Origin of the sequence: Bacillus sp. SW14, from assembly GCF_047608225.1 — a bacterium.
Lineage (GTDB): Bacteria > Bacillota > Bacilli > Bacillales > Bacillaceae > Bacillus > Bacillus subtilis_G.
Genome location: NZ_JBLKRW010000001.1, coordinates 2,222,698 through 2,234,702 on the forward strand (window position 1 = coordinate 2,222,698; position 12,005 = coordinate 2,234,702).

7 protein-coding genes are annotated in these 12,005 nt (G+C 44.6%); 5 read left to right on the forward strand and 2 right to left on the reverse strand.

Annotated elements, in window-relative coordinates:
• Positions 1-39 precede the first annotated feature (39 nt).
• Both gltB and gltD read left to right on the forward strand, forming a co-directional pair.
• Positions 40-4,602: a glutamate synthase large subunit gene (gene gltB / locus ACMX2I_RS11905; protein ID WP_414957044.1), complete on the forward strand. Its 4,563-nt coding sequence runs from the start codon at positions 40-42 to the stop codon at positions 4,600-4,602.
• A gap of 16 nt (positions 4,603-4,618) precedes the next feature.
• Positions 4,619-6,100: a glutamate synthase small subunit gene (gene gltD / locus ACMX2I_RS11910; protein WP_414957045.1), complete on the forward strand. Its 1,482-nt coding sequence runs from the start codon at positions 4,619-4,621 to the stop codon at positions 6,098-6,100.
• 56 nt (positions 6,101-6,156) lie between these two features.
• On the opposite strand, the gene ACMX2I_RS11915 is transcribed toward gltD, so the two are convergent.
• Positions 6,157-7,146, reverse strand: a complete 990-nt coding sequence (locus ACMX2I_RS11915) for a zinc-binding dehydrogenase (RefSeq protein WP_394716235.1) — start codon at positions 7,144-7,146, stop codon at positions 6,157-6,159.
• A 128-nt stretch (positions 7,147-7,274) separates the two neighbouring features.
• Between ACMX2I_RS11915 and ACMX2I_RS11920 the strand changes: the two genes are divergently transcribed.
• Positions 7,275-8,120, forward strand: coding sequence for a LysR family transcriptional regulator (locus ACMX2I_RS11920; protein WP_414957046.1), 846 nt, complete (start codon positions 7,275-7,277; stop codon positions 8,118-8,120).
• A gap of 164 nt (positions 8,121-8,284) precedes the next feature.
• Here the strand turns inward: ACMX2I_RS11920 and ggt are convergent, their stop codons facing one another.
• Positions 8,285-10,048, reverse strand: coding sequence for a gamma-glutamyltransferase (gene ggt / locus ACMX2I_RS11925; protein WP_414957047.1), 1,764 nt, complete (start codon positions 10,046-10,048; stop codon positions 8,285-8,287).
• A 657-nt stretch (positions 10,049-10,705) separates the two neighbouring features.
• On the opposite strand from ggt, the gene ACMX2I_RS11930 reads away from it, so the two are divergent.
• Together ACMX2I_RS11930 and ACMX2I_RS11935 are read left to right on the forward strand one after the other, a co-directional pair.
• A complete protein-coding gene (locus ACMX2I_RS11930) occupies positions 10,706-11,329 on the forward strand; it encodes a bifunctional transcriptional activator/DNA repair enzyme AdaA (protein WP_414957048.1) in 624 nt (207 codons plus the stop codon).
• A gap of 15 nt (positions 11,330-11,344) precedes the next feature.
• Positions 11,345-11,893, forward strand: coding sequence for a methylated-DNA--[protein]-cysteine S-methyltransferase (locus ACMX2I_RS11935; protein WP_414957049.1), 549 nt, complete (start codon positions 11,345-11,347; stop codon positions 11,891-11,893).
• Positions 11,894-12,005 lie beyond the last annotated feature (112 nt).

Sequence of the window (12,005 nt, forward strand, 5' to 3'; positions counted from 1 at the left end):
TGACCGGTATTATCGGAAATTGATCGGGGGAGAGGAATTATGACGTACAATCAAATGCCGAAAGCTCAAGGTCTCTACCGTCCTGAATTTGAACATGATGCATGCGGAATCGGACTATACGCGCACTTAAAGGGCAAAGCGACTCATGACATCGTCAAACAAGGGCTTAAGATGCTTTGTCAGCTAGACCACAGAGGAGGCCAAGGCAGTGATCCGGATACAGGAGACGGTGCCGGCTTACTGGTTCAAATCCCTGATGCTTTCTTTAGAAAAGAGTGCAAAGACATCAATCTGCCGGAAAAAGGGCGTTACGGGGTAGGAATGGTCTTTTTCTCAAAGAAGGAAGAAGAAAGAAAAAAAATCGAAAAACAAATCAATGCACTGATTGAACAAGAAGGCCAAGCCGTTCTTGGATGGAGAACTGTACCTGTAAATGTCGGAAAAATCGGAACAGTAGCGCAAAAAAGCTGTCCGTTTGTCCGTCAGGTATTTATCGGTGCAAGTTCTGACCTGAAGGATAACTTGTCTTTTGAACGAAAATTGTATGTCATTCGTAAACAGGCTGAAAACTGGGGAGTAACGGAAGGTCTTGATTTTTATTTTGCCAGTCTTTCAAGCCAGACCATTGTTTACAAAGGTCTTTTAACACCTGAACAAGTTGATGCGTTTTATTCTGATTTGCAAGATGAAGCGTTCATTTCTGCTTTTTCGCTTGTTCATTCACGCTTCAGCACCAACACATTCCCTACATGGGAAAGAGCGCATCCAAACCGCTATCTGGTTCACAACGGTGAAATCAACACCCTTCGCGGAAACATCAACTGGATGCGAGCGCGCGAGCAGCAATTTGTGTCTGAAAACTTTGGAGAGGACTTGAACAAGATTCTGCCGATTTTGAATGCTGACGGCAGTGACTCTTCCATTTTGGATAACGCATTTGAATTTTTTGTGATGGCTGGACGCAAACCGGCGCATACAGCAATGATGCTCATTCCTGAGCCGTGGACGGAAAATACGCATATGTCTAAGGAAAAAAGAGCGTTTTATGAGTACCATAGTTCTTTGATGGAGCCTTGGGACGGACCGACAGCTATTTCATTTACTGACGGTAAACAAATCGGTGCTGTCCTTGACCGGAATGGTCTCCGTCCGGCGCGTTATTATGTAACCAAAGATGATTATATTATTTTCTCATCTGAAGTAGGCGTTATTGAAGTAGAACAGGAAAACGTTTTATATAAAAATCGCCTTGAACCTGGAAAAATGCTTTTAATCGACCTGGAAGAAGGCCGTATTATCTCGGATGAAGAAGTCAAAACAGAAATTGCAACTGAGTACCCGTACCAAAAGTGGCTTGAAGAAGAGCTTGTCCAAGTGAATCCTGATCCGGAAACAAGAGAGGAAGAACAGTTTACAGATCTTCTTACTCGTCAGAAGGCATTCGGATACACATATGAAGATATCCAAAAATATTTAATTCCTGTCATTAAAGAAGGCAAAGATCCTCTCGGTTCAATGGGGAATGACTCGCCGCTTGCTGTCCTGTCAGACCGCGCGCAATCACTGTTTAACTACTTTAAGCAGCTGTTTGCACAAGTAACGAACCCGCCAATCGACGCGATTCGTGAGCAGCTTGTAACTTCTACAATGACTTGGCTCGGCGCAGAAGGCGATCTTCTTCACCCGAGTGAACGAAACGTTCGCCGGATTAAATTGTATACACCTGTTTTATCTAATGAACAATTTTACGCATTGAAAACGATCGTTCATCCTGATTTAAAAAGCCAAAAAATCGACGTGCTGTTTTCAGAGGATCTTGAACGCGGATTAAAGGACATGTTCACACAGGCTGAGAAAGCTATCAGCCAAGGCGTAAGTCTATTAATTTTATCAGATAAAAAGATGAACGAACGCCTGACACCCATTCCGCCGCTTCTGGCAGTCAGCGCGCTGCATCAGCATTTAATCCGCAAAGGGCTGCGTACGAAAGTCAGCATTATTGTGGAATCAGGAGAAGCGCGTGAAGTGCATCACTTCGCAGCACTAATCGGTTATGGTGCGGATGCGATTAACCCTTATCTCGCTTATGCGACCTACAAGCAGGAAATTGATGAAGGCCGTTTGGATATCAGCTATGAAGAAGCGGTCAGCAAATATGGAAAAAGCATTACTGAAGGTGTCGTCAAAGTCATGTCCAAGATGGGGATTTCAACTGTACAAAGCTACAGAGGCGCCCAGATCTTTGAGGCGGTAGGTATCAGCCATGATGTGATTGACCGCTATTTCACAGGAACAGCATCACAGCTCGGCGGCATCGACTTGAAAACAATTGCCGAAGAGGCACAGCGCCGCCACCGGGAAGCGTATCAGGATGATTACAGCAAAACGCTTGAATCGGGAAGTGACTTCCAATGGAGAAACGGCGGAGAGCATCACGCGTTTAATCCGAAAACGATTCATACCTTACAATGGGCGTGCCGCAGAAATGATTACAATTTGTTTAAGCAGTATACAAAAGCGGCAGATGAAGAACGCATCGGATTTTTACGGAACTTGTTTGCATTTGGGGGAAACAGCAAGCCGCTGAAATTGGAGGAAGTCGAATCCGCTGAATCGATTGTCAAACGCTTTAAAACGGGTGCAATGTCATTTGGATCCTTGAGTAAGGAAGCGCACGAAGCTTTAGCGATCGCAATGAACCGTCTTGGCGGAAAAAGCAACAGCGGTGAAGGCGGAGAAGATCCAAAACGTTTTGTTCCAGATGAAAACGGCGATGACAGAAGAAGTGCGATCAAACAAATTGCATCTGGACGTTTCGGTGTCAAGAGTCATTACCTTGTCAATGCAGATGAGCTGCAAATTAAAATGGCGCAGGGTGCTAAACCGGGTGAAGGCGGACAGCTGCCTGGCAACAAGGTCTATCCTTGGGTTGCCGATGTCCGCGGGTCAACGCCTGGCGTCGGATTAATCTCACCTCCGCCGCACCATGACATTTATTCGATTGAGGATTTAGCCCAGCTGATTCACGATTTGAAAAATGCCAACCGAGACGCAAGAATCAGCGTGAAGCTGGTGTCAAAAGCAGGCGTAGGGACAATCGCAGCAGGTGTCGCTAAAGCGACTGCCGATGTCATTGTAATCAGCGGTTACGACGGTGGTACAGGCGCCTCTCCGAAAACCAGTATTAAACATACAGGGCTTCCGTGGGAGCTTGGCCTCGCAGAAGCACATCAAACATTAATGCTGAACGGACTTCGTGAACGTGTTGTATTAGAAACAGACGGAAAGCTCATGACGGGCCGCGATGTTATTATGGCTGCTTTGCTTGGTGCCGAAGAATTCGGTTTCGCAACGGCTCCGTTAGTTGTACTCGGTTGTGTCATGATGCGTGCCTGCCACTTGGATACATGTCCTGTCGGGGTAGCGACACAAAATCCAGAACTTCGTAAAAAGTTCATGGGAGATCCTGATCATATTGTGAACTATATGCTGTTCATTGCTGAAGAAGTTCGTGAGTATATGGCTGCGTTAGGCTTCAAGACATTTGATGAAATGATCGGCCGCACTGACGTACTCAATGTGAGTGAACGGGCGAAGACGCATTGGAAGGCAAGCCAACTTGATTTGTCTACCCTGCTTTATCAGCCTGAAGGCGTACGGACGTTCCAATCGCCGCAAAATCATAAAATTGATGAATCACTAGATATTACAGAGATTCTCCCGGTCGTCCAAGAAGCTATCGAGTCTGGAAAAGAAGCGGATGTTTCCTTTGAAATTAACAATACAAACCGTGTAGCCGGAACGATTACAGGCAGTGAAATTTCGAAACGTTATGGAGAAGAAGGACTTCGGGAAGATACGATCAAGCTGCAGTTTACCGGATCAGCCGGACAAAGCTTTGGAGCCTTTGTTCCTAAAGGGATGACGCTTTATTTGGACGGAGACTCAAATGATTATGTCGGAAAAGGGCTTTCTGGCGGTAAAATCATCGTTAAGTCACCGGAAGGATTCCATTCCGCGTCAGATGACAATGTCATTATCGGCAACGTGGCGTTCTACGGTGCGACAAGCGGGGAAGCTTATATTAACGGACGTGCTGGTGAACGCTTTGCCGTTCGGAACAGCGGTGTGAACGTGGTTGTAGAAGGTATCGGCGATCATGGCTGTGAATACATGACTGGCGGCAGTGTTGTCGTTCTCGGTGATGTAGGCAAAAACTTCGCGGCAGGTATGTCCGGCGGAATCGCTTATGTATTGGCCGAAGATGCAAAAGCGTTTAAACGCAAATGTAACCTCGAGATGATTTTATTTGAATCATTAGTGAATGAGAAAGAAATCCAGCAAGTCAAAGCAATGCTTGAAAAACATACTGCTTATACAAACAGCAAAAAAGCGGCAGACCTGTTAGACCAATGGGAAGACAGCGTGAACAAATTCGTCAAAGTCATTCCGAAAAACTATAAACAAATGCTCGCAAGCATCGAAGAGCAAAAAGCTGCAGGTTTATCAGATGAAGAAGCTGTCATGTACGCATTTGAAGCCAATACGAAACCAAAGCAGAATACAGCGTCAACGGGACAAAAACAAGCGGTAGTACAGTAAGAAAGGGGAGAGGAATATGGGGAAACCAACTGGATTTATGGAAATCAAACGAGAAAAACCTGCTGAGCGGGACCCTCTCACTCGCTTAAAGGATTGGAAAGAATATTCTGCTCCTTTTTCAGAAGAAGCATCGAAACGGCAAGGGGCGCGCTGTATGGATTGCGGCACACCGTTTTGCCAGATCGGTGCGGACATTAACGGATTTACATCCGGCTGTCCGATTTACAACTTAATTCCTGAATGGAATGACCTTGTCTACCGGGGCAGATGGAAAGAAGCATTGGAGCGTCTTTTGAAAACAAACAACTTTCCTGAATTCACAGGGCGGGTATGTCCCGCTCCTTGTGAAGGATCATGTACATTAGCGATTTCTGACCCGGCGGTATCAATTAAAAACATCGAGCGGACCATAATCGACAAAGGATTTGAGAATGGCTGGATTCAGCCTAAAATTCCTAAAAAACGAACAGGCAAAAAAGTGGCCGTTGTCGGGTCGGGCCCAGCCGGACTGGCGAGTGCTGACCAGCTGAATCAAGCGGGACATTCCGTCACTGTTTTTGAACGCTCAGACAGAGCGGGCGGTCTTTTAACATACGGTATTCCGAACATGAAGCTTGAGAAGGGCATTGTAGAACGCCGGGTTAAATTGCTGACGCAAGAAGGAATTGATTTTGTCACGAACACAGAAATCGGCGTTGACATTACAGCTGATGAGCTGAAGGAGCAATTTGATGCGGTGATTCTGTGCACAGGCGCTCAAAAACAGCGGGATCTATTAATTGAAGGACGCGACTCAAAAGGAGTCCATTACGCGATGGACTACCTGACACTCGCAACAAAAAGCTATTTAGATTCTAACTTTAAAGACAAGCAATTCATTGATGCCAAAAGGAAAGATGTCATTGTAATCGGAGGCGGAGATACAGGAGCTGACTGTGTGGCCACTGCTCTGCGGCAAAAAGCCAAAAGCGTGCACCAATTCGGCAAACACCCGAAACTTCCGCCAGCCCGCACGAATGACAATATGTGGCCTGAACAGCCGCACGTTTTTACACTCGAATACGCGTATGAAGAAGCGGAAGCAAAATTCGGAAGAGATCCGAGAGAATACTCGATTCAAACGAAAAAATTGGTTGCGGATAAAAATGGCAAGTTGAAAGAACTGCATACCATTCAAATGGAAAAAGTGAAAAATGAGCATGGAAAATACGAGTTCCGCGAGCTGCCTGGAACGGAAAAAGTGTGGCCTGCTCAGCTTGTTTTCATTGCTATCGGCTTTGAAGGTACAGAACAGCCGCTGTTAAAACAGTTTGGTGTTGATTCTGTAAATAACAAAATCAGCGCAACATATGGGGATTATCAAACAAATATCGATGGCGTATTTGCCGCAGGGGATGCAAGAAGAGGTCAAAGCTTAATCGTATGGGCGATTAATGAGGGCCGTGAAGTGGCGCGCGAAGTGGATCGATATTTGATGGGGAGTTCAGTTCTTCCGTAAATAAAGGGGATTATCATATAAGAGAAACCGGTCTGTTTGAACAGCCGGTTTCTTTTTTATTTCATTATGATTCCGATATTCCCAAACTGTCTGCCTTCCTGCATTCTTGTATATGCTTCACATGCTTTTTCTAAAGGATATGTGCTGTCAAGTACAGGACGCAGCTGGTGTTTTTCAATGAAAGCGAGCATATCGTGAAATTCTTCACAGCTTCCCATCGAGGTTCCCAATACATTGATCTGAGGAAAGAATAAAGAACGCATCGGAAAACTGAGAACATCACCTGAGCTTGCCCCAAAGCTGACAATACGGCCGTTCGGTTTTACATGGCGGAAATATTCCGAAAAGAGGGCGGGGCCTATACTGTCAAGAACCACATCAACCTTTTCTCCATGCAAATGTTCATCCCAATTGCTGTAGCTATCAAATGCGTAATCAGCACCTAATTGCAGCGCTTTTTTTCTTTTCTTCTCACTGCGGGAGGTCACGCTTACTGTCGCCCCGATCGCTTTAGCCATGAAGAGCGCATAGGTTGCAACACCGCTGCCGATGCCGGGTATCAATAGATGCTCGCCTTTTTTCAATTGGGCTTTTGTGAAAAGAGCCCGATAAGCGGTTAAAGCAGATAAAGGTAACACGCCTGCTTCTTCCCAGGATAAATAAGAAGGTTTTTTGATCGCATTTTGTGAAGGGATGATCACATATTCAGCAAGTGTTCCGTCAGAAGGGCCTCCTAGAATTTCCGGAACAGACGGTACATTTTCTGTCAAATCCCAGTTCAGTGTCGGGAAAATAATCACTTCAGTTTGAACTGCAACGTTTTTCACGCCTTCACCGACCTCTTCAATGATACCTGCGCCGTCAGACCCCAGTGTCACATGAGGATCTTGTTCAGAGTTGTTTTTCATAAGAAACAGGTCGCGATGGTTTAGACCTGCAGATTTTAATTTTACCTTTACCTCGCCGTATCCGGGCTGTTTTGATGGAACGTCTTGAAACGATACCCCCAGAAGTCCGGCTTTCCCGTTGTGAATTACAGCCTTCATACTGTCTGCCTCCTCATTGAATTGTATTTTCATATCTTCACCTATTGTACATAGCGGTTTTCTTCAAGTAAAATGAACAAAAATGATAGCCGATATCACTTTTTATCATAGCAAGAAGGTGAATTCCTATGGAAAGCAGAGATTTAAAGATTTTTCGGGCTGTTGCCCGCGAAGGAAGCATAACGAAGGCAGCCCAGAAACTGAATTATGTTCAATCGAATGTGACAGCCAGAATACATAATCTTGAGGAAGATTTGAATATCAGGCTGTTTCATCGAACGAATCGGGGGATGAAGCTGACCGCTGCTGGAGAAAATCTTTTGCAATATGCGGATCAAGTATTAGCACTGTTAGACGAAGCTGAAAAATCGGCACAGATGAGCCTGCATCCAAAAGGACCTTTGCGGATCGGGTCGTTGGAAACAACAGCTGTAATACATCTGCCTGAGCATGCGGCCTGCTTCCTCAATCGTTTTCCTGAAGTTGATTTATCAGTCAATACAGCTGATACGCACAATTTGATTCAACAGGTTCTTGATCATACAGTTGATGGCGCTTTTGTATACGGACCGGTTGAGCACTCAGACGTCAGACAAATCCCTGTTTCCCGTGATGAATTGGTTTTGATTTCATCACGGGAAGGGACGGCAGAAGACATGCTTCGGCAGCCGATGCTCTTTTTTGGAGCTGGCTGTTCTCATCGTGACAGGGTCAAAAGATTGCTGGAGGAAGCAGGCATTCAAAATCAAAAAATCATAGAGTTTGGTACATTGGAAGCCATTATAAGAGGAGTATCCGCCGGGTTGGGAACGGCCCTGCTTCCGAAATCAGCTGTTGATCGTACGAATGTATATACTCATCAGCTTCCCGAAGCGTATCAAGATTTAGAGATCGTATTTATATACAGAAAAGACTTTTTTATGACGAGTGCGTTTCAGAGATTTATTGATGAGGTAATCGAAATGAAAAGATGAAGTCTGTTACCTCCATAAGCTGAACATAGAGCACAGGCAATTTCCGAGAAAGTCGGCATCCTTTTGGCATTTCGAGATTTTTATCAGGTATCACTGAAGCGTATTATATAAAGTCTGCAGACAAAAAAACTGTACCCGTTTAAAGCGAGTACAGTTTTTTTCTTTTATTTACATTTTAAATTAATGCCGATCGCCGCGCCGTTTCTGCTTGAATCAGCTACGCCTTTAAAGGTGCCGTTTTCATGGTCAATAGAAATGCTTTGTACGTTTCCGATGTCTACCGGGCTTTTGCCGAATTTGTGGCCCATGCCGTTTAGTTTGCTGAGGACATCTTCAGGAACTCCGTCTTCGTAACGGTAGGAACTCATCTTGTTTGTATAAATTCTCGGCTCTTCAACAGCTGCTTTTAATTCCATGCCGTATTCGATGTGATAGAGGATGGTTTGCAATACGGATGAAATAATGGTGGCCCCGCCAGGAGATCCGACGGTCAGGACCGGTTTGTCATCCTTAAATAAAATCGTCGGGGTCATGCTGCTTAAAGGCCGTTTGTTCGGCTGAACTTCGTTAGCTCCGCCTGGAACCGCATCAAAATCCGTTAGTTCATTGTTTAAAATGATGCCGTAATCAGGGACCATAATACCCGTTCCGAATAGCTGCTCAATTGTCGTTGTATAGGAAACAACATTTCCCCAGCGGTCGGCAACTGTAAAGTGTGTTGTTTGGCCGTCTACTTTGTCTTCTGGCTGTTCGACTTGCTTATAGTTTGCGGATCCTTCTTGGTATTTCCAAGGGTCACCGGCTTTCGGTTTTTTATTCACTTGGTCTAGGCTGATAAGTTGCTGGCGTTCTTTAATATAATCGGGGTGAAGCAGGCCTTTAAGGGGAACATTTACAAATTCGGGATCACCTGCGTAAGATGCACGGTCCGCATAAGACAAATGCATCGTTTCAGCAAGCAGTTGATATTTTTCCCATGAGCGGACATCGTATTGTGAAAGGTTAAAATCATCAAGTATGTTCAGCATTTGCAATAAGAAAATACCGCCAGAGCTTGGAGGAGGGGTAGTGGCGATTTGATAGCCTTGATAGTCTCCCCAAATGGGTTCATCGATTGTAATGTCGTAATTTTCTAAATCTTTTTCCGTCATTGATCCGCCGAAATCCTGCACAGTGTCAGAAAGTGCTTTGGCAAATTTTCCTTCATAAAAAGCGTTAGTGCCTTTTGAGCGAATCAGCTTAAACGTTTTTGCCAAATCCTTTTGAATCAATGTATCGCCTTCTTTAAGCGGCTCGCCATTTGGCAAAAATACATCTTTTGCGGCAGTACGCGCCAGCTTTTCCTGATAATTAGAAATGGCATCTGCTAACACAGAATCAATCGGAAAGCCTTTTTCAGCGAGTTTAATAGAAGGGGTAATTAATTTCTTCATTGAACGGGTTCCCCATTTATCCAGAGCTTCTTCCAGCCCTTTCAGCGTACCCGGAACACCGACGGCAGTACCTTTTGTCACACGTTCAGAGAAAGGAATCGCTTTCCCGTCTTCATCGAGAAACATTTCGGGCGTTGCGCCTGCTGGAGCGCGTTCGCGGCTGTCAATGATCGTTGTATCCTTAGTTTTTCCGTCATACACCATCATAAAACCGCCGCCGCCAATGCCTGACATCATCGGCTCTGTTACATTGAGTGCAAATTGAATGGCGACCGCTGCGTCAATGGCATTTCCTCCTTTTTTCAGCACATCAGCACCGATTTCCGAAGCGAGAGGATGCGCGGTGGCAACCATGCCATCTTTCCCTACATCTACTTGTTTGTACTCATCGTAGCTTTTGGGCGGCTTTTTAGCTTCCGCGTGAAAAGGGGCACTTCCGGCGACTAACAGAACACTAAGCAAAGCTATTAAACAGACGTTCCACGTTCTTTTCATGTTCTCCCTCCTATATCAAGCTGTTATGTTACAATCTTAGCGTAAAAAATTTACAGCGTTTTCACAAGTGACAAATGGTATATTATATAGAACATTCACCCGTTTTTCTGTGCGAAATTGATTATATTGTTATGAGCCATGCCGCCAGCATTTCAGAAAAACCCACGCTAAGCAAATTCGGCTCTTTATTACTTCAAGTACGTAAAGGATATAAACTTGTTGAATGTAATCCCTCAAACTTGTATTCTCCTAAGAAATTGATGTGTTCCCAACTTAAAGGCCATATATACGGCATTAAGCCCTCTCGAAATTCACCCTTGCGTTCAGCTTTTTCATATAGACTGTATTTCACATCTTATAGCATTAATTATAATATGAAGTGCATTGGTTCTCAGCAATTGATCTTGAAGGGCTCGCTCTCTACACTTTCCACTCTTCCAAAAAATATGGCTCTGGTGACGAGATGAATTCAAACCTCAGACCTGATACCTGGCTCCGCAGATTTTTGAACCTCTCCAATCATATGAATCAGGCTATGTATGATTACATAACAACTCGTCATTGTCATTTCGTTATCTTGCTGTTACATTCTAAAATGCTTTCAATAAGTTGCTTTGAGGGTTTCCGGGTTTATACTGAAGCTAGAGGTGATTCAAAATGACATACGATTGGAAAACGAATTCAAACCGAACTAATCAACAACCAGAATGTGACAGTCCAATTCTACCTGCCCCTGTTTCTGATGAACAATGGCAGGCTGTTGTTGATAATAATGCTTCTTATGACGGCCGATTTTTTTATGCAGTGAAAACAACAGGGATTTTTTGTCGCCCTTCTTGCAAATCAAGAGTACCCAAAAGAGAAAACATTGGCTTTTTTGAAACTGCTGATCAGGCACTAGCCGCACATTTTCGTCCTTGTAAACGGTGCAAGCCAACCGGGCAAAGATTGCCCGATGAGGAGTGGATTGCTTTCATAACCGAATATGTGGATAGCCACTGTGATGAAAAGTTGACGCTCGAAGTCCTTGCGTTTCTGAGTCATGGTACCCCTTATCACTTGCATAGAACTTTTAAAAAACTCAAAGGCATGACCCCGGTGGACTACATCCAGCATGTTCGAATAGAAAAGGCGAAAATGTTATTGACTACTTTTGATGACCCAGTTTCTGAAGTTGGTGAGTCTGTCGGGCTTTCCAATACACCATATTTTATCACGCTGTTTAAGAGGAAAACCGGACAAACGCCGGAAGCTTACCGTAGACGGCAAAAACAACACTGATGGAGGCTTTTTCGAATGGGAGCTAAAAAAAGCAGTTCTCTCTATTGGTCCTTGTTTTCTTATGAAAACTGGAAGATGTACATTGCCGCAACAAATGATGGTCTATGTTTTGTCGGATCACAAAATCAGCCATTCGAAGAATTGGTGAAATGGGCAAATCATTATTTGCCTGGAAACGACCTGATTCGAGATGACGAAAAATTGCAATCTTTTGCAGATGAGCTTGTTCATTATTTTCAAGGCAAGCTCAATCGGTTCACCATTCCAATCTTTTATCGCGGCACACCTTTTCAGGAAGCCGTATGGAAGGCACTATGTGATATTCCGTACGGTCAAACTTGCTCCTACTCGGATATTGCTCAACAAATTCAAAAACCGACTGCGGTTCGGGCCATTGGGAGGGCCATTGGAACGAATCCGATCCTCATTACTGTTCCATGCCATCGTGTTATCGGCAAAAATGGATCGCTGACGGGCTATCGCGGCGGAATGGAAATGAAAACGCGACTGCTGGAACTTGAACGAGGCTTCGCAAACAATGGGGAGGAGTTACAACTTGTCTGATCAGACATATAGCACCTTTAGCCGAACTCAACTACATCAAAGGTTTGAAGACGATTCCCTATATCACAAGACCATCGACATGAAACGATATGGTTTAGTGGAATCGGGGAGT